This is a genomic window from Ketogulonicigenium robustum, from assembly GCF_002117445.1.
In the GTDB taxonomy this organism is placed as follows: Bacteria; Pseudomonadota; Alphaproteobacteria; order Rhodobacterales; family Rhodobacteraceae; genus Ketogulonicigenium; species Ketogulonicigenium robustum.
The window spans coordinates 2,370,330-2,393,556 of the sequence record NZ_CP019937.1; the positions used below are offsets into that span (position 1 = coordinate 2,370,330).

The 23,227-nt window shown below is 64.0% G+C and carries 22 protein-coding genes and 1 tRNA gene; 14 read left to right on the forward strand and 9 right to left on the reverse strand.

Features of this window, described 5'->3' with window-relative positions:
• The first annotated feature begins 36 nt into the window (after nt 1-36).
• The 3 genes from BVG79_RS11815 to BVG79_RS11825 are packed head-to-tail and all read left to right on the forward strand — an operon-like array spanning nt 37 to nt 1,545.
• Nucleotides 37-540 (forward strand): MarR family winged helix-turn-helix transcriptional regulator, encoded by a 504-nt coding sequence (locus BVG79_RS11815; RefSeq protein WP_085787082.1) that lies wholly within the window; start codon nt 37-39, stop codon nt 538-540.
• Nucleotides 541-589: 49 nt separating this feature from the next.
• A complete protein-coding gene (locus tag BVG79_RS11820) occupies nt 590-1,297 on the forward strand; it encodes a response regulator (RefSeq protein WP_085787083.1) in 708 nt (235 codons plus the stop codon).
• A complete protein-coding gene (locus BVG79_RS11825; protein ID WP_085787084.1) occupies nt 1,294-1,545 on the forward strand; it encodes a hypothetical protein in 252 nt (83 codons plus the stop codon). The genes BVG79_RS11820 and BVG79_RS11825 overlap by 4 nt, the downstream gene beginning before the upstream one ends.
• Here the strand turns inward: BVG79_RS11825 and BVG79_RS11830 are convergent.
• Nucleotides 1,529-2,740 carry a UbiH/UbiF/VisC/COQ6 family ubiquinone biosynthesis hydroxylase gene (locus BVG79_RS11830; protein WP_085787385.1) on the reverse strand — a complete coding sequence of 404 codons (1,212 nt, stop codon included), beginning with the start codon at nt 2,738-2,740 and terminating at the stop codon, nt 1,529-1,531. The two genes, BVG79_RS11825 and BVG79_RS11830, sit on opposite strands and share 17 nt — an antisense overlap.
• Nucleotides 2,741-2,822: 82 nt before the next feature.
• On the opposite strand from BVG79_RS11830, the gene BVG79_RS11835 reads away from it, so the two are divergent.
• The 4 genes from BVG79_RS11835 (at nt 2,823) to BVG79_RS11850 (ending at nt 9,975) form a co-directional block, all read left to right on the forward strand.
• Entirely contained in the window at nt 2,823-4,148 is a 1,326-nt protein-coding gene (locus BVG79_RS11835; protein ID WP_085787085.1) for an amidase, read from the forward strand.
• A 131-nt stretch (nt 4,149-4,279) separates the two neighbouring features.
• Nucleotides 4,280-5,470, forward strand: coding sequence for an aminotransferase class I/II-fold pyridoxal phosphate-dependent enzyme (locus tag BVG79_RS11840; protein ID WP_085787086.1), 1,191 nt, complete (start codon nt 4,280-4,282; stop codon nt 5,468-5,470).
• Between the two features lie 3 nt (nt 5,471-5,473).
• Entirely contained in the window at nt 5,474-9,226 is a 3,753-nt protein-coding gene (locus BVG79_RS11845; RefSeq protein WP_085787087.1) for a DNA translocase FtsK, read from the forward strand.
• A gap of 125 nt (nt 9,227-9,351) precedes the next feature.
• The gene (locus BVG79_RS11850; RefSeq protein WP_157115693.1) at nt 9,352-9,975 is read left to right on the forward strand and encodes a LolA family protein; all 624 of its coding nucleotides are present in this window, start codon (nt 9,352-9,354) and stop codon (nt 9,973-9,975) included.
• 55 nt (nt 9,976-10,030) lie between these two features.
• Here BVG79_RS11850 and BVG79_RS11855 read toward each other — a convergent pair whose 3' ends face one another.
• The gene (locus tag BVG79_RS11855; RefSeq protein WP_085787088.1) at nt 10,031-10,615 is read right to left on the reverse strand and encodes a transglycosylase SLT domain-containing protein; all 585 of its coding nucleotides are present in this window, start codon (nt 10,613-10,615) and stop codon (nt 10,031-10,033) included.
• 195 nt (nt 10,616-10,810) lie between these two features.
• On the opposite strand from BVG79_RS11855, the gene hspQ reads away from it, so the two are divergent.
• The 3 genes from hspQ to BVG79_RS11870 are packed head-to-tail and all read left to right on the forward strand — an operon-like array spanning nt 10,811 to nt 12,438.
• The gene (gene hspQ / locus BVG79_RS11860) at nt 10,811-11,137 is read left to right on the forward strand and encodes a heat shock protein HspQ (RefSeq protein WP_085787387.1); all 327 of its coding nucleotides are present in this window, start codon (nt 10,811-10,813) and stop codon (nt 11,135-11,137) included.
• A gap of 15 nt (nt 11,138-11,152) precedes the next feature.
• Nucleotides 11,153-11,608 (forward strand): GAF domain-containing protein, encoded by a 456-nt coding sequence (locus tag BVG79_RS11865; protein WP_085787089.1) that lies wholly within the window; start codon nt 11,153-11,155, stop codon nt 11,606-11,608.
• Between the two features lie 2 nt (nt 11,609-11,610).
• Complete coding sequence (locus tag BVG79_RS11870; RefSeq protein ID WP_085787090.1) at nt 11,611-12,438, forward strand: SDR family oxidoreductase; 828 nt, start codon at nt 11,611-11,613, stop codon at nt 12,436-12,438.
• Here the strand turns inward: BVG79_RS11870 and BVG79_RS11875 are convergent.
• Nucleotides 12,439-12,514 (reverse strand) — tRNA-Arg (locus BVG79_RS11875).
• A 114-nt stretch (nt 12,515-12,628) separates the two neighbouring features.
• Between BVG79_RS11875 and BVG79_RS11880 the strand changes: the two genes are divergently transcribed.
• A complete protein-coding gene (locus BVG79_RS11880) occupies nt 12,629-13,657 on the forward strand; it encodes a LacI family DNA-binding transcriptional regulator (protein WP_085787091.1) in 1,029 nt (342 codons plus the stop codon).
• A gap of 2 nt (nt 13,658-13,659) precedes the next feature.
• Here BVG79_RS11880 and BVG79_RS11885 read toward each other — a convergent pair whose 3' ends face one another.
• On the reverse strand, nt 13,660-14,298 hold the full coding sequence (locus BVG79_RS11885) for a DsbA family protein (protein WP_085787092.1): 639 nt from the start codon (nt 14,296-14,298) through the stop codon (nt 13,660-13,662).
• Nucleotides 14,295-14,813 carry a DUF721 domain-containing protein gene (locus BVG79_RS11890; RefSeq protein WP_085787093.1) on the reverse strand — a complete coding sequence of 173 codons (519 nt, stop codon included), beginning with the start codon at nt 14,811-14,813 and terminating at the stop codon, nt 14,295-14,297. Before BVG79_RS11890 ends, BVG79_RS11885 begins: the two co-directional genes overlap by 4 nt.
• 93 nt (nt 14,814-14,906) lie before the next feature.
• On the opposite strand from BVG79_RS11890, the gene mutY reads away from it, so the two are divergent.
• The 3 genes from mutY to BVG79_RS11905 all read left to right on the forward strand — a co-directional run bounded on the left by mutY (nt 14,907) and on the right by BVG79_RS11905 (nt 17,812).
• Complete coding sequence (gene mutY, locus BVG79_RS11895; RefSeq protein WP_257789403.1) at nt 14,907-15,950, forward strand: A/G-specific adenine glycosylase; 1,044 nt, start codon at nt 14,907-14,909, stop codon at nt 15,948-15,950.
• A 40-nt stretch (nt 15,951-15,990) separates the two neighbouring features.
• A complete protein-coding gene (locus BVG79_RS11900) occupies nt 15,991-16,620 on the forward strand; it encodes a ribonuclease HII (RefSeq protein ID WP_085787095.1) in 630 nt (209 codons plus the stop codon).
• An 88-nt stretch (nt 16,621-16,708) separates the two neighbouring features.
• Nucleotides 16,709-17,812, forward strand: a complete 1,104-nt coding sequence (locus tag BVG79_RS11905; RefSeq protein WP_085787096.1) for a site-specific DNA-methyltransferase — start codon at nt 16,709-16,711, stop codon at nt 17,810-17,812.
• Between the two features lie 99 nt (nt 17,813-17,911).
• Here the strand turns inward: BVG79_RS11905 and lpxK are convergent, their stop codons facing one another.
• The 4 genes from lpxK to BVG79_RS11925 form a co-directional block, all read right to left on the reverse strand.
• Complete coding sequence (lpxK, locus tag BVG79_RS11910) at nt 17,912-18,889, reverse strand: tetraacyldisaccharide 4'-kinase (protein ID WP_085787097.1); 978 nt, start codon at nt 18,887-18,889, stop codon at nt 17,912-17,914.
• Nucleotides 18,886-20,073, reverse strand: a complete 1,188-nt coding sequence (locus tag BVG79_RS11915) for a 3-deoxy-D-manno-octulosonic acid transferase (protein ID WP_085787098.1) — start codon at nt 20,071-20,073, stop codon at nt 18,886-18,888. Before BVG79_RS11915 ends, lpxK begins: the two co-directional genes overlap by 4 nt.
• Entirely contained in the window at nt 20,073-21,440 is a 1,368-nt protein-coding gene (locus BVG79_RS11920; protein ID WP_085787099.1) for a TldD/PmbA family protein, read from the reverse strand. The genes BVG79_RS11915 and BVG79_RS11920 overlap by 1 nt, the downstream gene beginning before the upstream one ends.
• 115 nt (nt 21,441-21,555) lie before the next feature.
• Nucleotides 21,556-23,091 (reverse strand): DUF2125 domain-containing protein, encoded by a 1,536-nt coding sequence (locus BVG79_RS11925; RefSeq protein WP_085787100.1) that lies wholly within the window; start codon nt 23,089-23,091, stop codon nt 21,556-21,558.
• Nucleotides 23,092-23,227: the final 136 nt, after the last annotated feature.

Genomic DNA, 23,227 nt, shown 5'->3' on the forward strand with positions numbered 1-23,227 from the left:
ACATATTGTGCGTCAAAAGAATGAGAGGATGACGTCATGTCCGATAGCGCCGGATTTCAGGGGGGGCAGGCCCTGCTGTTCCTGACGGATGAACAGCTGCGCAAGGGAATCGTGGCGATGTATTTCGCCTATCGCGGCTTCACCAGCGAGCCTGACCGGATCCTGGTCGACTATGGTTATGGCCGCGCGCATCACCGTGTGCTGCACTTTGTTAACCGCCGCCCGGGTATGACGGTGAACGGGCTGCTGACCATTTTGGGCATTACCAAGCAAAGCCTGAACCGCGTTTTGCGTGTATTGATCGAAGACCAAATGATCGATTCCCGTGTCGGCCCCGAGGATAAGCGCGAGCGGCACCTCTATCTGACCGAGAACGGCGCAAAGCTGGAACAGGCGCTGGCCGACGTGCAGACTGACCGCATGCGGCGCGCCTATCGCGCCGCTGGCCCCGAAGCAGTGGCTGGTTTTCGCACCGTGCTTGAGGCAATGATGGATTTGGACGAGCGGCGCATCTATGAAAGCCTGACGATGAAATCCTGACCGGCCCCGTAACCGGCGGGCGCTAGTCAAAGACCAAGGGAGAGCCACCATGGATCAGCCGCATCTGTTGATCGTCGATGACGATGCGCGCATTCGGGCGCTGCTGCAGAAATTCTTGCAGCGCAACGGCTTTCTGGTGACGGCTGCGCGCGATGCGGCCCATGCGCGGCGTTTGCTGGCGGGGCTGGAATTCGATCTGGTGGTGCTGGATGTGATGATGCCGGGTGAAAACGGCATTACGTTCTGCCGCGACATCCGCAGCACCCTCGGGGTGCCGGTGTTGCTGCTGACCGCGCGGGGCGAGACATCGGACCGGATCTCGGGGCTGGAGGCTGGGGCCGACGACTACCTGTCGAAACCGTTCGAGCCGAAGGAGCTGCTGCTGCGCATCAATGCCGTGCTGCGCCGCACGCCGACCACGGAATTGCGGGCGAACCAACCCAAGGTGCTACAGATGGGCGCGGCCCGCTATGATGCCGAACGCGGCGAGTTGTGGCTGCACGGCACCTTGCAGCGCCTAACCGCGACCGAGGCGCAGTTGATGCGCGTGCTGGCCGCGCGCGCGGGCGCCGTGGTCACCCGCACAGAGTTGGTCGAGGAAATGAGCCGTGGCCCCGAGCCGCTGCAGGAACGCGCGGTCGATGTGCAAATTACGCGGCTGCGCCGCAAGCTGGAACCTGACAGCCGCCAGCCGCGCTACCTGCAAACGGTGCGGGGGTCGGGCTATATGCTGGCGGTTGACGGCGTCGGGCCGTGAACTTTTCCAACGGCTATGACCCCGACAAAGCGCCGCCCTATCGCATTGTCATGCGCGAGCCTGCGGTCAAGCGCTTTGCCCTGCGCCACGGTTTAGCCTTGCCCGAGGCTGCGGCGCTGCTGCTTGCCCACATGGCCGATCGGGCAGGCGCGGCCAACGACCTGCACCGCGGCGTTCTGCGCCGCCGCCCGCTGCCGCCAGATGATCTGGATGCGCTGGCGGCCGAGGTTTTTACCCCATCAACGTAGGCAGGCCGTTCAGGCTAGGGCTGATACCCGCCGCCTCGCGCATCATGGCGCGGCGCAAGGGCGGCAGCGCGTTGATCGCCCCGAGGCCGATGTCGCGTGCCGCCCGCAGCATGCTGTTGTCGTTCGAAAACAGTTTCGTCGTGCCGTCGGTCACCAGCGCCAGCGCCAGAATTTCGGGGCGGCGCCATGTTTGGTAACGGGCCAGCACATCAATCGCGCCAATATCCTCGCCGCGTTGGCGCGCGGCGGTGATTACATCGGTCAGCGCGGCGACGTCACGCAGGCCCGCATTCAGCCCTTGGCCAGCCACAGGGTGCAGCCCATGCGCAGCATCCCCCACCAAAGCGACGCGCGGCGCGACAAAGCGTTCCGCCAGCGACAGGCTAAGGGGAAAGGCGCTGCGGGGCGTTGCCAGTGTGATCTCGCCCAGAAAGCTGCCGAAGGCGGGGCGTAGCGCGGCCAGAAAGCCTGCGTCATCCATCGCCATCAGCGCGCGGGCACGGGTTTCGTCCTCGCTCCAAACGATCGAGCTGCGGTTGTCGGGCAGGGGCAGAATGGCCAGCGGGCCGCCGGGCATAAAGAATTGGTGGGCGATGCCGTGATGCGGCAGAGTGTGGGCAATAGCGCAGGTTACAGCCATTTGCCCATAGGGGCGGGGGCTGCGGTCGATGCCAGCGCGGCTGGCCGTACCGCTGGATTTGCCATCGGCACCGATCAATAGTTTCCCGTGCAACACCCGCCCGTCGTGCAGTGTGACACGCGCGCCGCTGGTGGTGACGGCCTGCGCGATGACCTTGGCCGGGGCGATGTGGTCGATCCGCGGCTGCGCGGCCAGCGCCGACAGCAGCGCGCGGCGCAGGTAGCGGTCTTCGATCATCTGGCCCATGGGGCCGTCGTCACCCTCGGCCGCGTTGAAATGCAGCATGAAGGGGGCAGGGCCTTCGCCCGCACGGCCATCGGTCACCTTGATCTGGCGGATCGGGGTGGCGTGATCTGCGGGCCATGCGCCAAGGCGGCCCAGCATGCGCACCGTTCCGGCCGAAAGGGCATAGCTGCGCCCATCGAACTGGTCGGCGCTGCGCGTTTCGACCGGCATCGCGTCAATGACAGCGCAGCGCAGCCCCCCGCGCGCCAGCGCCAGCGCTTGCGCAGGCCCGTTCAGCCCGCCCCCGATGATCAGAACGTCGTATTCCATGGCCAAAGTGCTAGGGCGCGCGCGGGCGATTGTCCATGCGCGATTGCGTGCTAGGGTAGCAGCAACAAGCAGGGGGTGGATCATGGAAAACTGGCTGTTTGCCACAGCGGCAGATCTGGGGCGTGCGATCGGGACAGGGCGGATCGACCCTGTCGCGCTGGCCGAGTGTTATCTGGACGCCATCGCCGCGCACCCCAAGGCCGCGCATATCTACGCCCGCACCCATCCAGCCCGCACCAAAGCCGAGGCCGAAGCCGCCCGTACCCGTGCGCGGGCAGGCAACCGCCGCAGCCTGCTGGATGGCGTACCCGTCAGCTGGAAGGATCTGATCGACAGCAAAGATATCGCGACCGAGGCGGGAACCGCCCTGATGGAGGGGCGCATCCCCACCGAAGACGCGGCCATTCTGCGCGACGGCACAAAGGCGGGCCTTGTGTTTTTGGGCAAAACCCACCTCAGCGAGATCGCGTTTTCCGGCCTTGGCTATAATCCGGTGACGGCAACCGCCCCGAATGTGCATGGCGATGATCTTGCGCCGGGGGGGTCGTCGTCAGGGGCGGCAGCGTCGCTGGCGTTTGGCCTTGCGGCGGGGGCCATCGGGTCGGACACGGGCGGCTCGATCCGATTGCCGTCGGCTTGGCAGGGACTGGTTGGCTTCAAGCCCGCGCACGGCGCGCATTCGCTGGACGGTGTGGTGCCGCTGTGCCGCCGTTTCGATACGATCGGCCCGCTGGCCCGCTCGGTCGAGGATGCGATGTTGCTGGATGCCGCTTTGGGCGGGGCGCAGGTCGATCTGGCGGATGCCAGCCTGCAGGGGGTGCGCTTGGCGGTGCTCGATACCGTGGTGGGCGATGATCTGGACCCCGCCGTTGCCGATGCAACCGACCGCGCCATTGCGCGGCTGGGGCAGGCGGGGGCCAGCATCACGCGGCTGTCACTGCCTGCTGTGGCATCGGCCTACCCCCTAGCCGCCCTGCTGTACGCCCCCGAGGCGTGGGCCTTTTGGCGCGACTACATTACCCCCGCGCCCGAAAAGATGTTCGCCCAAATTTACGAACGCGTCGCAGCGGGGCAGCAGGTTCCCGCGCCCGATTACATCGCCGCGTGGGATGATCTGCACGCGCTGCGCCGCACCTATGCGGCTGAAACCGCTGGGTTCGATGCAATATTGTGCCCGGCCGCGCCCATCGTGGCGCCCAGTGTCAGCCGCCTGATTGCGGATGATGACTATTATAAAAAGGTTAATCTGATGGCGCTGCGTAACACGCGGCTGGCCAATTTGTTCGGCCTCGCCTCGGTCAATTTGCCGTTGGACACGCCGATGACGGGCCTGCTGTTGAACGCGCTGCCGCAAGATCAGGGCAAGGTGCTGCGGATCGCCGCCGCAGCCGAGCGGGCTTTGGCCTGAAAAAGGGGGGCGAATCTGCCACATTTTCGCGGCAGCCCCCTTTGACTGCCGCGTTTTTCTGGACATGCCGCCGGTCTTTCCGATAGTTTTCAATGAAAAGGGGCACCAAACGACCCCGACCTGAGGCAGCCATGAACGAACCCGAGCGGTTTTCCGGCCTTCCGGAATACGCATTCCCGCGCCTGCGCACGTTGATCGACCACCTGCCTGCAGGTGGCGCGCCCATTTCTATGACCATTGGCGAGCCTCGCCATGCCTTTCCGGCCTTCGTGCCCGAGGTTCTGGCCGCGCATGTCGGCGAATTCAGCAAATACCCCCCGAACGACGGCACGCCCGAGCTGTTGGGCGCCATTTCGGGGTGGCTGCAGCGCCGCTACGGCATTGCGGTGCCGCCCGCGCAGATCGTCACGCTGAACGGCACGCGCGAGGGGCTGTATAACGCCGCCATGGCGCTGTCGCCCGAAACCAAAAACGGCCAGCGTCCCGTGGTGCTGATGCCGAACCCGTTTTATCAGGTCTATGCCATCGCCAGCATTTCTGTCGGGGCCGAGGCTGTCTATGTGCCCGCCACCGCGGACACGGGGCATCTGCCCGATTTCGCGTCGCTGCCCGCCGATGTTCTGGACCGCACGACGATCGCCTATATCTGCTCGCCTGCGAATCCGCAGGGCGCGGTGGCCAGTACGGAATACTGGCAGCAGCTGATCGCGCTGGCCGAGAAACACGATTTCCGGATTTTTGCGGACGAATGCTATTCCGAGATCTGGCGCGACGCCCCCCCCACTGGCGCGCTGCAAGTCGCCCATGCGATGGGGGCCGACCCCGAACGCGTGGTGATCTTCCATTCGCTGTCCAAACGGTCGAACCTGCCGGGGCTGCGGTCGGGCTTTGCCGCTGGCGGGCCGCGCTCGGTCGCGCTGATGCGGCAGTTGCGGGCCTATAACGGGGCGCCCATTCCGCTGCCGCTGCAGCGCGTGTCCGAGCGCGCTTGGGCGGACGAGGCGCATGTCGATGAAAGTCGCGCCCTTTATCAGCAGAAATACGCAATTGCCGACCGTATTTTCGGGAACGTGCCGGGCTATATGCCCCCGCAGGGCGGCTTTTTCCTGTGGCTGCCCGTCCCCGATGGCGAGGAAGCGGCCATCAAGCTTTGGACGCAAACCGGCGTGCGGGTTCTGCCCGGCGCCTATCTGTCGCGCGAGATTGACGGCTTCAACCCCGGCAAGGGGTATATCCGTGTCGCGCTGGTGGAAGATCTGGAAACGACCGAGCGCGGCTTGCATCTGATCCGCAGCTGTCTTTACGGCAACGAAGGGGGTTAAGCGATGGCCTATCCAACACGCGACCGCGACCCATTGCTGGGCGGTGACCTACAGGCGCTGATCGAGCGTCGCGGCAAAGAGGTGATCGGCGGCATCGTCGCCTTTGCCGGTTTGCTGGCATGGGTCATGCTGGCCACACATTCCCCCGAAGATCCCAACTGGCTGAACGCCACCGATGCGCCGGTTCGCAACTGGCTGGGGCCGTTGGGCGCATCCTTGTCGCACCCGATGTTCATGGTGGTGGGCAAGGCTGCTTGGATCGTGCCGCTGGGTATGGTCGCGTGGGGCCTGCGTTTCGTGTTCCACCGTGGTGACGACCGCGCCATGGCGCGCGCCACGTTCATCCCCGTTGCGATTGTCGTCACATCGCTGTTTCTGGCGACATTGGCCCCCGAAGGCCAAGGCAGCTATAATTACCGTGCGGGCGGCATGCTGGGCTATACAGTGCTGTCCATGCTGCTGACGGTTGCGCCGATCGGCAATTCCTTTGCCACGGGCCTGCTGTCGGGGCTGTTGTTCGTCGGCGGGGCTGGCATGACCCTCTATGCCTTGGGCGTAACCCTGCGTGAGGTGCGCACTTTGGGCGCTGCAGTCTTTGGCGGGTCGCTGGCGGGCGCTTTGGCCGGGGCCAGTTTCCTCAAGGGCGCGGCGGATCGGGGTGCGGCGCTGTCGCGCAGCGCCTCGGCGTTGTCGCGGGGGGCATCGGCGGGCATGGCGCAGCATTTGGCGGGCCGTTTGGAAAGCCGCCAAGCCGCGCGCAGCCAGACCTATAACGATGACCAAGGCTTTGACGATTTCGTGGTCGAGGATGACGATCTGGGCTATGATGTCCCCGTTTACGATACACCCGCCTACGACCCGGCCGAGGCACAGCGCCCGCGTGGCAACATGTTCGCCCGCGACGCGGCGCGTGATGGCGCTCGCGCGGCTGTGAATGCCCCGCCGCTAGATGACTTCACCCCAGAAGTTGCACATCGCAAAGCGGCAGTCATTCGCCCCGCAGCCGGAGCGTCGATCCCGCCAGCGCCGCCTGCATTGGATGCCGTGCAGGATGCCCCCATGCCGCCCCGTGCGCGTCTGGATGAAGACGACATGCCGCGCCCATTTGGTGATGGCCCCGCGCCCTATCCGCCGGCGTGGGATGAAGTGGCCTCGCATATCCACCGCTTTGACGATGTGACCGAACCGCCTGCGCGCGAGCCTGCCGGTTTCCTCTCGCGCGCTTCGGGGATCTTCCGACGCGCCGCCGGGATCGAGCCTGCCCGTGAATTCCCGCGCAACGACCTGCCGACACCCGAATTGGTTGCGCGTCAGCCGCGCACCGATGCGGTGGGCATGCCCGACGGCGACCGCATTCGCAGCAAGATTTCCGAGGCGATTGCCGCGCGCAAAGACGACGAAGGGGTGATCAACCCGCTTGTCGCCCCCCAACCCGTGCCGCGCCCGCGCCGCGCCGCGCTGCCCGATACCGGCCTGCGGGTCGAGCCGCCCTTGACCGCAACCATGGCGCCGCTGGTGGCCCAAATGGCCGCGCCGCTGGTGCCCCCAGTTGCATCCTATGCTGCGCCCGCCGCCGTGCACCACGACATGGGGCATGATGGCGAAGGCTGGGCTGTGCTGCCCCCAAAACCCGCACGTCCGGCGCATTTCCACACGCCCACTGCGCCGCAGGTTCACGCCGCGCCTGTGCAGGCCGATGGGGTTACCGGCCACCATGTTCTGCCGCCGATGCCGCATCGTCCGGTCGCCCCTGCGGCCGTGCGGGCTGAGCAGGCTGGCCGCGTGCTGCCGCCCGTTCCGCCGCGCCCGACGATGCCGTCTGCGCCTGCCGGTATGGTGCCGCACATGCCCGCGCCGTCTGTGCGCGCCCCTGCGGTTGACGCACCTGCGACCAGCCATACCCACATCGAAGAGGCGCGCTTTGATGCGCCCCGTTTTGATGCACCCCGTTTTGAAACACCGCGCCCCCCCTCCCCTACTGCGGGGCAGGGCATCGATTTCACGCAAAACAGCCCCTTGGTTGCCGCAAACACCGCCGAGGAGCCGCCGCTGAACATCTTTGACCCCGACATGGCTGACTTGGGCGAAGATCTGTTGTTGGATGCGGGCCAAAGCTGGGAAAGCACGGGCACTGCCCAAATCCACCCGCAGGCCCGCGTCACGCGCGCCGTCGGCATGGGCGCGCTAGAGCGTTCGGGCCAAGCAGCGGGCCGCGCGCAGATCGAGAAAAGCCGCTTTGCCGATTACGAACTGCCGCCCATCGCCCTGCTGAGCGACCCGTCCGAGATCGAGCGGCACGACCTGTCCGACGACCAGTTGGAGGAAAACGCGCGTCTCCTCGAGACTGTGCTGGAGGATTACGGCATCAAGGGCGAGATCGTCTCGGTTCGCCCGGGCCCCGTCGTGACGATGTACGAGCTGGAGCCAGCGCCCGGCCTGAAAGCCAGCCGCGTCATCGGCTTGGCCGACGACATCGCCCGTTCGATGTCGGCGCTGTCGGCGCGCGTTTCGACCGTTCCGGGGCGCACCGTCATCGGGATCGAGCTGCCCAACGCCCGCCGCGAAAAAGTGGTTCTGCGCGAGATTCTGGAAGCCAGTGAATACGGCAACGAACAGATGCGCCTGCCGCTGGCTTTGGGCAAAGACATCGGCGGCGAGGCGATCGTCGCCAATCTGGCCAAGATGCCCCACTTGCTGATCGCGGGTACGACGGGTTCGGGGAAGTCGGTGGCGATCAACACGATGATCCTGTCGCTGCTGTACAAGCTGTCGCCGGACGAATGCCGCCTCATCATGATCGACCCAAAAATGCTGGAACTGTCGGTTTACGACGGCATCCCGCATCTGCTGTCGCCCGTGGTGACCGACCCCAAAAAGGCCGTCGTCGCCCTGAAGTGGGTCGTGGCGGAAATGGAAGAGCGCTACCGCAAGATGTCGCGCATGGGTGTGCGCAACATCGAGGGCTACAATGGCCGCGTGCGCGACGCCTTGTCGCGCGGCGAGATGTTCAGCCGCACCGTCCAGACCGGTTTTGACGAAGAAACCGGCGATCCCATCTTCGAGACCGAGGAAACACAACCGCAGCTGCTGCCCTTCATCGTGGTGATCGTCGACGAGATGGCCGACCTGATGATGGTCGCTGGCAAGGAAATCGAGGCCTGCATTCAGCGGCTGGCGCAGATGGCCCGCGCATCGGGGATCCACCTGATTATGGCAACGCAGCGGCCTTCGGTCGATGTGATCACCGGCACGATCAAGGCGAACTTCCCCACACGGATCAGCTTCCAAGTGACGTCGAAAATCGACAGCCGCACCATTTTGGGCGAGCAGGGTGCCGAGCAGCTGCTGGGCATGGGCGATATGCTTTATATGGCTGGCGGCGGTCGCGTCACGCGCGTGCACGGCCCGTTCGTGTCGGACGAGGAAGTCGAAGAAATCGTCAACTACCTAAAAACCTATGGCCCGCCGGATTACCAGTCGGGTGTGGTCGAGGGGCCCGATGACGACACCGAAAGCGACATCGACGCTGTGCTGGGCCTGAACACCGGCGGCAACAGCACGGGCGATGACGCGCTGTACGATCAGGCCGTTGCTATCGTTGCGCGGGATCGCAAGTGTTCGACCAGCTACATCCAGCGCAAGCTGGGCATCGGCTATAACAAGGCCGCGCGTCTGGTTGAGCAGATGGAAGAGCAGGGCGTCGTTACCCCCGCAAACCACGTGGGCAAGCGCGACATTCTGCTGCCCGAGCCGTAGGGCAGGGCGAAATCCCGCCGGTTTGGGGCTGCCGCACGCCTCTGTTATCGGCTGACTGCAGGGCCGTCATTGACGGCCCTGCTTTGCGCCCCGACATTAAGGGAAACAAGCCCTTGGGGAAAAACATGATCCTGAACAGACGTAACATGATTGCCGGTCTGGCCGCAGCCGCCCCCGTCTTGGCGGCAAGCAGCCTGCCCGCGCTGGCGCAACAGCAAGTATCGCTGGATCAGATTTCGGCTTATTTGAACGGGCTGCAAACGGTCGAAGGGCAGTTCACACAAGCCAATTCAGACGGCAGCCGGTCCAGCGGGACCATCTATATCAAACGGCCGGGCCGCCTGCGGTTCGAATATGCGGGGGATGATACGCTGATGCTGGCCTCGGGCGGGCAGCTGGCGATCTTTGATCCGCGATCCAACCTGCCGCCCGACCGATACCCGCTGAACCAGACACCGCTGAACATCATCTTGGAACGCAATGTCGACCTGTCGCGGCGCAATATGGTGCGCGGTCTGCAAGTGCAGGGCGATCGGGCCACCGTAACCGCGCAAGACCCCGACCACCCCGAATACGGATCGATCGAGCTGGTATTCGCCACCAACCCGATGACGCTGTGGCAGTGGACGGTGATTGACCAAGCGGGCGGGCGCACGACGGTCAGTCTCTCGCAGATCAGGCTGGGCGGGCAGCTATCGGATTCGATCTTCAACATCGAATCCGAAATGCGCCGCTGGGAACGCCGCTAACAAAAAGCCCCGCCAGTTACGCTGGCGGGGCTTTTACATTCAGATCCGCCTAAACTCAGATGCGTCCGCACGCCCGCAGCTGTGCGTCATACATGATCGCACGGCCTTCCAATTCGGATGCGATGCGCATCAGCCATGCTTTGGAATTGTGGCTGCCACGGCGGTAGCCGTTCCGGCCCTCGTGATACGCCAGATACTGGTTGCGCGTATCGTTCATGGGGATGTTCAGCTCGTTGCGGGTGCCGCTCATATACCAGCCCATAAAGTCGGTGGCATCGCGGATTTCGTGGCGCTGCGCGCTGCGGCGGCCGGTGATCTGGACATATTCGTCCCACGTGCCATCCAGCGCCTGGCTGTAACCATAGGCCGAGGATTGCCGCCCGATTGGCAAAACACCCAGCGTATACTGGTGCGGGGGGCGGGCGTTGCCGATGAATTTGCTTTCTTGGTAGATGATCGCCATCTGCACAGAGACGGGCACGCCCCATTTGTGTTCTGTCGCCGTAAAGGCGCGCAGATACTGCGGGCGCTGTGCCACAATGCTGCAGGCATCGTCCAGATTGCGGGGGGCGCTGAATTCACGGCTGCCACAGCCCGCGACAAGAATCGCAAGCAACAGGGCTCGAATAGTTCTGCTCATCTGCCTCGGGCCATATTTTATTTTATTGCGTCAAGTTTACCCCAAGGTGGATGGTTTGGGAACCTTTGTATTTATCCGCGCGCGCCTTCCCGCCGGTACCCTCACGCAGACGTGTGGCGCGGGGGTAAATCGGGCCGCTGCATGGACATATCGCCCCCGATCCGGCAAGATCACCCCAAGATGCAAGGAGCGGCCATGTTCACGACACGCGCTAAATTCCACTTGGGGCAGATCGTCCGTCACCGCGTGCATCATTTTCGCGGTGTGGTTTTCGACGTCGATCCCGAATTTGCAAATTCCGAAGGGTGGTACCAGTCGATCCCCGAAGATATCCGCCCGCGCAAGGATCAACCCTTCTACCACCTGCTGGCCGAGAGCGAGGAGTCGTATTACGTCGCCTATGTCTCGGAACAGAATCTGGTGCTGGATCAATCGGGCGATCCTGTGGGCCATCCCGATGTGCCGACCATGTTCGGCCCGTTTTCCGGCGGCGTCTATGCGCTGCAAGTTCAGATGAATTAGGCTGAAAGCACTCCGATGACTGTCGATTATACCGAACTGTCGAAAACCGTCGCCGCGCTGGTGGCAGGCGAAGATGATGCCGTGGCCCTGATGGCGACCGTCGCGGCCGAGGTTCACCACGCTGACGAACGCTTTGATTGGACGGGGTTCTACCGCGTGACAGCGCCCCAAATGCTGAAGATCGGCCCCTATCAGGGCGGCCACGGCTGTTTGCAGATCCCGTTTTCGCGCGGTGTTTGTGGTGCGGCGGCGCGCACCGGCACCGTGCAACTGGTGCCCGATGTCGAGGCCTTCCCGGGTCACATCGCCTGTTCATCCTCGACCCGCAGCGAGATTGTCCTGCCCGTGCGCAACGGCGCGGGCGATCTGATCGCGGTGTTCGACATCGACAGCAACCAGCCCGCCGCCTTCACCGAGGCCGATGCCGTCGCCCTGCAAGACCTGCTCGACCGCACGTTTGCGGCGGTATGACGATGCGGCTGCTGTCACTGGGGCATGGCTATGTGGCCGAGGCGCTGGTGCGGGCGCTGCCAGCGGGCACCGAGGTGCGCGCCACAACCCGCCGCCCCGAACGCATGGCGCAGATGCAGGGTGTCACCCCGCTGCTGCTGCCCGATACCGATCTGGCCCCGCACGTCGCATGGGCCACGCATGTGTTGGTGTCTGCCGCACCAGAAGGCGGGATTGACCCGTTCTGGCTGGCCATCGCCGAAGACATCATCGACCACCAACCCGCGTGGCTCGGCTATTTATCCAGCACCGGCGTTTATGGCGACCGGCAGGGCGCATGGGTGGATGAAACCGCCAGCGTGTCGCCCATTGGCAACCGCGCGGGCGATCGCATCAAGGCCGAGCGGTCATGGGTCGATGTTGTCCGCGCAACGCATATCTTCCGGATTTCGGGTATTTACGGGCCGGGTCGCGCGCCTTTTGCGGGCCTGCGTGCAGGCACACAGCGGCGCATCATTCGCGAAGGGCAAGTGTTCTCGCGCATCCACGTCGACGATATTGCCCAAGTGCTGCGCGCATCGATGCTGGCACCCGCACCCGGCGTCTATAACCTGGCCGATGATCTGCCTGCGCCGAATGCCGATGTCGTGGCCTACGCCGCCGAAATCGCTGGCCTGCCGCTGCCCCCCGCCGAGGATTTTGAAACCGCCGCCCTGTCGCCTATGGCGCGCGGGTTTTTCATGGAAAGCCGCCGCGTCTGCAACCGCAAGATCAAGGAAGACCTTGGCATCACGTTGCGCTACCCCAACTACCGCGTGGGGCTGCAGGCCATATTGGCCGCTGGCGCATAATGGTGACCCCGGGTGGATTCGAACCACCGACCTACCGCTTAGGAGGCGGTCGCTCTATCCCCTGAGCTACGGGGCCCCAGCGCCCCTTGTCCCTATTTTGGTGCAAAGGTCAATCTTTGGCCTTTGGCAGGCTAGGAAATCTTGCGCCTGCAGGCTAGTGTTGTGGGAAAATTGATCCTCGGGGACGACCGTGACACGACCGCGCCAGCGCCTTTTGACCCTTCGTGATGTTTCTGAAGCCTCGGGCGTCAGCGAAATGACAGTCAGCCGTGTGCTGCGCGGCAAGGGCGATGTGTCCGAGGCGACGCGCCTGAAGGTGCAAGAGGCGGCGCGCAGCCTTGGCTATGTGCCCAATAAAATCGCCGGGTCGCTGGCGTCGCAGCGGGTCAATCTGGTGGCGGTTGTCATCCCGTCGCTGGGCAACATGGTTTTCCCCGAGGTTCTTTCGGGGATTTCGGCGACGCTGGACGGGACGGGGTTGCAGCCCGTGGTCGGGGTGACCGATTACTCGCCTGAAAAAGAAGAAAAAGTTCTGTTCGAAATGCTGTCGTGGCGCCCGTCGGGGGTAATCATTGCAGGGCTTGAACACACCGAAGCCAGTGTTGCGATGATGAAGCGCGCAGGCATCCCCGTGGTCGAGGTTCTGGACGTCGACGGCGAGCCGGTTGACGCCATGGTCGGCATTTCGCAGCGCCGTGCGGGCCAGCAGATGGGCGAGGCGATCGCCGCCGCAGGGTACCGCCGGATCGGTTTTGTCGGCACGGGGATGGAACACGACCTGCGCGCCCGCAAGCGGCTGGAGGGGTTCGAAAGCGCATTGGCTGCCCACGGGATCGAGATTGCCGTGCGCGTTCGCTACGAGGGTTCGTCCGCCTTGCAAAAAGGGCGCGAGGAAACAGCAAATCTGCTGGACCAGGTCCCCGGCCTCGACTTCATTTACTACGCAAACGACATGGTCGGGGCAGGCGGCTTGCTGGAATTGCTGGCCCGCGGCCGCAACATCCCGGCCGATATCGGCTTGGCGGGCTTCAACAATATCGAATTGCTGGATGGCTTGCCGCTGCGATTGGCGACGATGGACGCCTGCCGCCGCGAAGCCGGCCAGAAGGCCGCCGAGATTATCGCCGCGCGTCACAACGACCCCAAAATGGAAGGGGGCCAGCGCATCACGCTGACCCCCATTTTGCAAAAAGGGCAGACCCTGCGGTCCGCTCCTTAGTTTTACTTCGCCAGCTCGGCATCCAGAATGGACGCGATGTTCTCATAGCTCATGTTGGAATATTGCTGGCCGTTGATGAACAGGGTCGGCGTTGCGTTGACCTTGTCGTCTTCGGCGTTTTGCGTGAACCAAGCCACCAGCGACTGGGCCAAGTCTTGGTTGTTCATGCATGCGTCGATGGTGGCGTCGTTCATGCCAGCCTCGCGGCCAATGGCGCGCAAGTTGTTGGCAATCTCGGCCGGGTCGCCGCTGCCGATCCAGCTTTGCTGGTTTTCGAACAGAATATCGCTGATCCCAAAGAATCGGGTGCTGTTGTCGCCGCAACGGGCGATCATCGACGCCCACAGGCCAAAGCGGTCGAAATACACTTCGCGGAAAATGAAACGCACCTTGCCGGTGTCAATGTAGTTTTCTTTCAGCTGTTGAAACTGGTTGTCGTGGAAGTTCGCGCAGTGCGGGCAGGTGAACGACGCGTATTCGATAAAGGTAATAGGTGCATCTTCGGCACCGATCGCCATTTCGGTGATCGTGCTGGGCGCAACCTCGGTCACAGCGGTGTCTTGGGCCATTGCGCCCCCAGCATAAAAACCGCCTGCGATAGCGAATGCAGCGGCAGTCGCCATGTTGCGAATGATGGTCATTGGGCCCCCTTGGGTTTTCCATTCGATTTGACGAGAACATTGGCTGCCAACGCTTCCAACGCAAGTCGCAAACCCGTGTCCTGAACGGAATGTGTAATCGATTCCGCCTTTTGCTGAATTTCCGGTGGGTTGGCGGCTGCTTTTGCGGGCGGCGCAGGGGAAAATTGCGCCTGCCCTTCGGCGAAACCGACCGCAGCTGTTTGGGTGATTTGGATGCGCGCAATCGCATTATAGCCGTAGACGGCATTCACTTTTTGCCGAATTTCGTCGCGCTGCATCTCCAACATGGGGGCCTGCGCACCTGTTGTCAGCAAAACCAGTGTCGCACCCACGCCCGCGCGCCCATAGGTAATTTTAACGGGGCGGCAGGTGGCGGCCAAAGCGGTGCCGACTGTTTCAGGCCAGTGTGTCAGCAGGCGCGCGGCAGCAAAGCCGCGCTGCTCGCCCACAGCGCGAATCTGCGCGGCGACCAAAGTGCTTGTCAGGGTGAATTTCTTGCCGTGTCTGGGTGCCATAGCCCATCATACGCTGCGGGCTGGCGTTTGGCCAAGGGATCTGTCAAAGAAACAGCCTAAATTCCAACCGATCCGATAACAGGCAGGCGACGATTGTCCGTCGAATCCGACCTTCTTTTGCACTGGTACGACCAGAACGCGCGGCAGATGCCGTGGCGGATTCCGCCTGCGCTGAGCAAGGCCGGCCAGCGGCCCGACCCCTACCACATCTGGCTGTCCGAGGTGATGCTGCAGCAGACCACGGTAGCGGCCGTCAAGGCGTATTTCCTGAAGTTCACCGCGCTTTGGCCGACCGTCGAGGCCCTTGCCGCGGCGCCCGACTCCGCCGTGATGGAGGCTTGGGCCGGCCTTGGCTATTATGCACGCGCGCGCAATCTCCTCAAATGTGCGCGCACGGTGGTTGCCGATCACGGCGGGCGCTTTCCGGCCAGTCTTGAGGGGCTCCTCGCGCTGCCGGGGGTTGGGCCTTATACGGCCGCCGCCATTGCCGCCATCGCGTTCGATTTGCCCGCGACCGTGGTTGACGGGAATGTCGAACGTGTCATGGCGCGGTTGTTTGACGAGGAAACCCCGCTGCCACCGGCCAAGCCGATTCTGACGGCCCATGCCGCCCGCCTGACGCCCCAGCAGCGGCCCGGCGATTATGCGCAGGCCGTGATGGATTTGGGCGCGACGATCTGCACCCCCAAAAGCCCCGCCTGCGTGATTTGTCCGCTAACTGCGGGCTGCCTTGCGCGCGCGGCGGGCACGGCGCACTTGCTGCCGCGCAAACTGCCTAAAAAACCACAGCCGACGCGGTTCGGGTTAGCGTATGTCGTGCAGCGCGCCGACGGGGCGTTCTTGCTGGAACGCCGCCCTGACAAGGGGCTGCTGGGCGGTATGCTAGGCTGGCCGGGCTCGGGCTGGGCGGAAACGCCGCCTATACCCACGCCGCCGCTGCAGGCCGATTGGCAGGCCGCGCCCGATATTGCGCGCCACACCTTCACCCACTTTCATCTGGAACTGACGGTGATGGTCGCCCGCGCGCCCCTTGGGGCGAACCCCGAGGTAGGTAGTTTCATCCCCCTCGACCCCACCGCGTTGCCCACCGTGATGCGCAAGGTGCATGCCGTGGCAGCGGCAGCGCTGCAGGGGTAGTCCCTTGTCCTTTGACGGCAAAGATGGTCTGCACGGGGCCATGCAAATACTGCCTGACATGACATATGAAACAGCCGCCCGCGCTGGTGGTTTTGCCCACATCGCGGGCGTAGACGAGGTTGGCCGTGGCCCCTTGGCCGGCCCTGTAACGGCTGCGGCGGTGATTCTGGACCCAGCCGCAATACCCGTAGGATTGAACGATTCCAAGAAGTTGTCCGAAAAGCGGCGGCTGGTGTTGTTCGAGCAGATCATGGCGGTGGCACAGGTTTCGATAGCCCATGCCAGCGTCGCCGAGATCGATGAACTCAACATCTTGCAGGCGTCGCATCTGGCGATGTGTCGGGCGGTTGCGGGACTGCGGGCAGATTATGTGCTGGTGGATGGCAACCTGCTGCCCAAGGCGTTGAATTTGCCCGCGCAGGCAATCATCGGCGGTGACGCAAAGTCGCTGTCGATCGCGGCGGCCTCGATTGTCGCCAAGACGGTGCGCGACCGCATTATGGTGGACTTGGCGCAACAGTTTCCGGGCTACGGCTGGGAACGCAACGCGGGCTACCCCAGCGCGGCCCACCGCGCGGCTTTGCTTACCCATGGGGTAACACCGCATCATCGGCGATCATTCAAGCCTGTGCACAACATCTTGTATCAAGGCATAAAGCCAACGCTTTGATACAATAAACATTTTGACTTGGCTGCAGTCCTCGCCCAAAACTAGCCCCACACGAGAGCGGAAAAATCCGCCGAGATGAGGCAGTAAAATGGCAAAAACCAGTGCAGGGGGCGCGCAAGCGTTGCCCCTCGATAGTATAATTGCGGGCGATTGTATCGAAGCGATGCGGGCTTTGCCCGATGCGTCGATTGACCTGATTTTCGCAGACCCCCCCTATAACCTGCAGCTGAAGGGCGAATTGCATCGCCCCGACAACAGCCGCGTGGATGCGGTGGATGATGCTTGGGACCAGTTCGACAGTTTCGCCGTCTACGATGCATTCACCCGCGCATGGCTGGCCGAAGCCCGCCGCCTTTTGAAGCCCAATGGCGCGATTTGGGTGATCGGCTCGTATCACAATGTGTTCCGCCTTGGGGCCGAATTGCAAAATCAGGGCTATTGGATCCTGAATGACGTGATCTGGCGTAAAACCAACCCGATGCCGAATTTCCGCGGCAAACGGCTGACGAATGCGCATGAAACGCTGATCTGGGCCTCGAAATCCGAAAGCGCGAAGCCGACCTTTAATTACGAGGCGCTGAAGGCCCTGAACGAGGGTGTCCAGATGCGGTCGGATTGGGTTTTGCCGATTTGCACCGGCCACGAGCGCCTGAAGGGCGAAGACGGCATGAAAGCGCATCCGACCCAAAAGCCCGAAAGCCTGCTGCACCGCGTGCTGATTGGCACCACGAACCCCGGCGATGTTGTGCTGGACCCGTTCTTTGGTACCGGCACCACCGGCGCTGTCGCCAAAATGCTGGGCCGCCGTTTCATCGGGATCGAGCGCGAGGAAAGCTACCGCAAGGTCGCGCAGCGCCGTCTGGACAAGGTTCGGCCCCTGTCGCTCGAGGCGCTGGCCGTCTCGACCTCGAAGCGGGCCGAGCCGCGTGTGGCCTTTGGTTTGCTGGTGGAACGCGGCATGCTGCGCCCCGGCGAGGAACTACAAAGCCTGAATGGCCGCCACAGCGCCAAGGTGCGCGCCGACGGCACGCTGACCGCCCCCGATGTGACCGGTTCGATCCATCAGGTCGGCGCACGTCTGGAAGGCGCCCCCAGCTGTAATGGTTGGACCTACTGGCACTTCAAGCGCGACGGGCAGAACGTTCCGATCGACGCGCTGCGCCAGCAGATCCGTGACGAGATGGGCGAATAGCCCGAACGCTTACCGCCAGCGCTTTGCGGTATTTGCGTCCTGCGAAGCGCGCATGCCTCCCCGCCTTGGCCCGATTGGGGCCTCGGCGGGGCTTTTTGTCTAAAGACTCAGCTTGTCCAGCGCCGCGATCAGCGGGCTTTCGTCGCGAATGTGCAAGCGCACGGGCAGCACAAGAACCTCGGCCCGCCAGTGGTCAGGCAGGCGTATCGCGTCTTTTTCCGTGGTCACCAGCCGCGCGTTCAGCGCCCGCGCTTGTGCCGCAAGCCGCGTCATAAGGGCGTCTGACAGGGGCTGATGGTCGTCCAAACCCTCGCGCCCGACGATGGTAGCCCCGAGGCTTTCCAAGCTGGTGAAGAATTTCGCCGGATTGCCGATCCCAGCAAAGGCGAAGGTGCGCAGACCCTGCCATGGCATGCCGGTTTCTAGCGGGACCAGTTGCCCCTGCAGGCGCGGGCAAGGTAGCGGCGTGGCGAAGCGCGTTTGTGCCACATCCGGGCCGATTGTCAGCACCAGATCGGCACGGGCGAGGCCAGCGGACAAGGTCTCGCGCAGCGGGCCTGCGGGCAGGGGGCGGGCATTGCCGAACCCCGCAGCCGCATCCACAACAACCAGCGACAAATCCTTGTGCACGGCGGGGTTTTGAAAGCCGTCATCCAGAATGATCACGCTAGCACCGGCGGCGGCAGCGGCGTTTGCGCCCGCCGCACGGTCACGGGCAACCCATGTCGGGGCTTGCAGCGCAAGCAAGATGGGCTCGTCCCCGACCTCGGCCGCCGTGTGGTGCGCGGGGTTGACCTGCACCGGCCCCAGCAGCGTGCCGCCATACCCGCGCGAGACAACGTGCACCACGGCCCCCCGCGCTTGCAGCAGTGCAATCAGCGCCAGCGCCGTGGGGGTTTTTCCGGTTCCGCCCACATTGATGTTGCCCACACAAATGATCGGCACCGGCAGCTTCAACCCATCGCGCCGCAACCGTTTTGCTGTCGCGCGCGCGTAAAGGCAGCCCAATGGTGCCAGCGCGTGGGCCTGCCAGCCGGGCGCATCCGGCGGGTTTTTCCAAAATACCGGCGGCCTCATTGCGCGCTCAGCTGTTCAAGCGTGTGGTGGATCAGGTCGACCACACGATTGGTGCCATCGGCCCCTGTTGTCGTGACCTGCCATGCCGCCAGCGCCATTGCGGCGGCCTTGTCGGGGGCCAAAAGCTGGTCGATGGCACGGGCCAGTTCCTCGCCGGTGCGCAGCAGGCGGGCGGCGCCCGCGCGTTCCAGCCGCAGATAGGCCCCGCCATAGGGTTGCACATTCGGCCCCGCCAGCACGGCAGACCCCAGTGCGGCAGGCTCGAACGGGTGGCGGCTTTGGCCGTCAGGGCGCAGCGTGCCGCCCATGAAGCTGATGCTGGCCAGACGATACCACAGGCCCAACTCGACCGCAGAATCGGCCAGAAGCACGCTGGTGTTTTCGTCGATGTGGTCGCTTTCGGCGCGCAGCGTGTGGCAGAGCCCGGCGGCAGCCAGCGCGGCGGCGAAAGTCGCCTCGTCATCGGGATCGGCGGGCAGCAGCACCAGCAGCAGGCGGTGCGCACTACGCAGGGCGCTGCGCTGCGCCAGAATAACCTCGGGCAACTCGGCCAGTGTGACACCGGCGGCCAGCCAGACGGGGCGGGTGCCCAGTTCCTCGGCCAAATCGCCGCGTTCGGCGGCGTTGAACGGTAGCGCCACGGGCAGCGAATCCAGCAGGTCGTTCACCTCTACCCGCGCGGCGGGCAGGCCATCGCGGATCAGGCGCCGCGCGGTTGTGCCGTCATTGGCCAAGGCGCGGTCGAACAGCGCGGTGGGGGCCGGTTGCAGTCGCAGCGGCCAGTTCGTCCGTGGGTTGGGCAGCCGGTCGGCATTCGCATCGATCAACAGCGCAGGCATGGCGCGCGCCTTGGCCGCTTTCAGCAGGGGAACATGCAAGTCCCCTTCCATCCACAGAAGCAGATCGGGGCGCCAATGGTTCAAAAAAGCGGTGATGTCACCTGCGTCAGTGGGCATTCGTGCGACATACAGCCCCGCTGGCGCAGGAATATCGCCCTGCGGCAGCGTGACCAGCACGGCGGGCGGGTCGCCCTCGGCGCGCAGGCTGGTCGCCAATGTCTCGGCCACCGGCAGGCGTGCGGGGTCTGGGCAGTGAATCCACACGACCTGCCCGCTCGGGCGCGGCCCGTAGGCGGCCCGTTCTGCATCGGCGCGGCGCTTGGGCAGCGTGCCAAAAAACGCCATTATTCGCCTGCGATAGTCATGCCTTCGACCAGCAACGACGGGATCACGCGGCTCAGGTCCTCGCGGCCATCATTTGCAGGGGTCAGGTGCAGCAGCATGTCGCGTAGATTGCCCGCGACAGTGACCTCGTGAACGGGGTGGGTGACGACACCGTTTTCCACCCAAAACCCCGAGGCCCCGCGCGAATAATCGCCCGTATTGGGATTGATGGTCGCCCCGATGAACGATGTGACCAGCAGACCCGTGCCCATTTGGGCGATCAGGTCGGCGCGGCTGGCGGTGCCGGCTGTCAGACGCAAGTTCCCCGCCGACGGGCTGGGCGGCCCCGACGTGCCGCGGCTGGCGTTCGCCGTGCTTTGCAGCCCCAGCTGGCGGGCCGAGGCCAGATCCAGTGTCCAAGATTGCAGGACACCGTCTTCGATAATCGCGCGGGTGCGGGTTTGCAGCCCCTCGGCGTCGAACAGGCGCGAGCCGCCGATACGCTTGCGGTGCGGCTCCTCGGTCAGGGAAAGTCCGGTTGGCAGCACCTGCGTGCCCATCGCGTCGCGCAGGAACGAGCTGCCCCGTGCGATCGACAATCCATTCAATGCATTCATCAAATTGGCAATCAGGCTCGACGAGATCCGCTCGTCGAACAAGATCGGGTAGCTGCCCGAACGGATGCGCCGTGCGCCTTGCAAGGCAATTGCCCGCTCGCCCGCGATGCGGCCGATGTCGGCGGCGCCCCGCAGGTCGGCCTGAAAGACGCGGCCGTCTGCATCCCAGTCGCGCTGCATATTAGTGCCGGTGCCCGAAATTGCGATGCAGGAAATGTTGCGTCCGGTGCGCGCATAGCCGGCATCAAACCCGTTGGTGGCTGCCATATGGATGCGGTGGTGCGAATACGCCCCCGAGGCACTTTGCACCTGCGTCACGCCCGCAACGGCCAGTGCCGCAGCCTCGGCTTCGCGCGCGTCGTGTTCCAACTGGGCGGGGTCGGGCTCATTGCTGGGGTCGTACAGTTCCAGCGCGGTCATGTCGGTGTCGGTGGCCAGCTGGTCGGGGTGGGCTAGGCCGAGGAAGCGATCCTCGGGGGCCTCGCGGGCCATGGCGACGGCGCGTTCGGCCATGCGGGTGATGGTGATGTCGCGCACATCGGATGCAGCCACCGCAGCCTGACGCTGCCCGACCATGACGCGCAGCCCGATATCAACCCCTTCGGACCGTTCGGCTTGTTCCAGCTTGCCTGCGCGTACATCAATCGCAACCGAAGTGCCCGCGACCGCAAGGGCATCTGCATCAGTTGCACCGGCTTTGCGGGCCGCATCCAGCAGGGCCGCCGTGATCCGGGCAAGGTCGTGGCGGTCGGACATCCGATCCAAAGGCATTGCGGTCTTCCTCTTGTCAGCTTTGGGGCAATGTAATCACCCCAAAGCGCAAGAGCCAGCCCAGTGCCCGCAAATGCCGCCAATAAATACGGGCGGCGGGGCGAGTCACCGAATTCTAGAACGGCAGGGCCTGCCCGTTCAGCGTGATCGTTCCGTTGGCAATGCCCACAGTGGTGGTGCGGGTATTGGCATCAACCTGCGTGGTGTAGCCTTGCAGGCCGAACATCACCATCGCGCCGACGTCGGGCGGCATTAGGCCGATGTTCCCCAGCGCAGTCAGTAGGGTATCGATGTTCGTCATGGTCAGGTCAATGCTGCCCTCGGGCAGCGCCCCCAGCGCATCCAACGGTGGCAGCGTGAAGGCGCCGTTCCCGCTGAGGGCTGCGCCCATAGCTGTCAGGGACAGCGGGTCGATTTTCACCGACTTCACCGCGATACCGGCATCGCCCGACAACAGCGCGTCTTCGTCGGTCAGATCGCCGGTTACGACCATATCGCCCGACAGGCCCAGCGACAGGCTGGCCGGGTCACGCGGCAGCTCTCGATTCGGGTCCAGCATGGCCCAAAACTGATCGGCGGCGGTCAGGCCGGTGGCGCCCAATTCCAATTTATACGGCTGCGGTGCGGTGCCCGCCACGACAGGCATCAGCATTGCGAAACTCAATGTCTCGGCCGATCCCAGCGGCCCAACCTGGTCTTGGCTGACGTCGATCGCGCCCAGATTGCTGGCCACAGCCATCCCGTGCTGGTCGAAGTTGAGGTTGAACCCCGTCACACCGATGGTGCTGCGCACAGTGGTGGCGCCGCTGACGACATCCATCACCACGTCGCGCACCGTGCCGTCTGCGGTCACCGTCAGCAGGTTGCGGGCCAGTGCGTCTTGCACGTCGCCAATCGACAGCGGTGTTTGAAGCGTAGCGGTCGATTGCGCGGCTCCGGTGCCGCCGGTCACCGTGACGTTGACGGCGCTGTCGGGCCCGCCATCGGGATCGGGCGGAATCACCACTTTCAGCGACAGCGTGTTCGAGGCAAGGGTCGACGTTGCGTCGATGTGCAGCGTGTCGTTTGCGATATCGGCGTTGATTTTGTAAATCGCGTGATGGTCGATTGATGTCATCGCACCGCGCACTTCGGGCAAGTCGGGGCCGGTTTTACCGTTTTCGGTGATGGCCCCCGCCGGAATGCGGACACCCGACCGCGGGGCGGTCAGTTCCAGCGTGATGGCGGTGGGATCGCCCGAAACAATCAGCGTCTCGTTTTCGTAAAACAGCGTCTGCACAAAGCTAAGCTGCGAGGGCGCGCTACCATCGCCCATATCCACCATGGTCGTGTTCGTGGCATCCATGGTGTCGGGCAGGTCGACCAGCACCGACCCGCCTTCGTGCGGGGCAAAGCTGAGGGTGGGGATGAACAGCGTCGTCTCGCCGCCGTCGGAGGACGGGATAACCAGCGTGATGTCGTTGACGGTGGTGATGCCGTTGGACGTGCTTTCGGTGCCGGTGGTCAGGCTGCCGCTGGTCGATGACGCGACGCCCGACATCAGGCCGCGCATGAAACCCCAAACCTCGGCAGGTTGCAAATCGGCATGGGCGGGGGCCGCAATCGCCAGCGCCAGCACGGATGTGCACCCAAATTTCAGAAACCGCGACATCTTAATGCTCCTTGCGACGGCACCATGATGCCTGCGGATTGGCCACAAGATTGGCCCGCAGAGCGGATGGTGCGAAACTCGCGCGGATGCTAGACGGGCTTCAACCACATTGAAAGACTAAAACCGGGACAAGCAC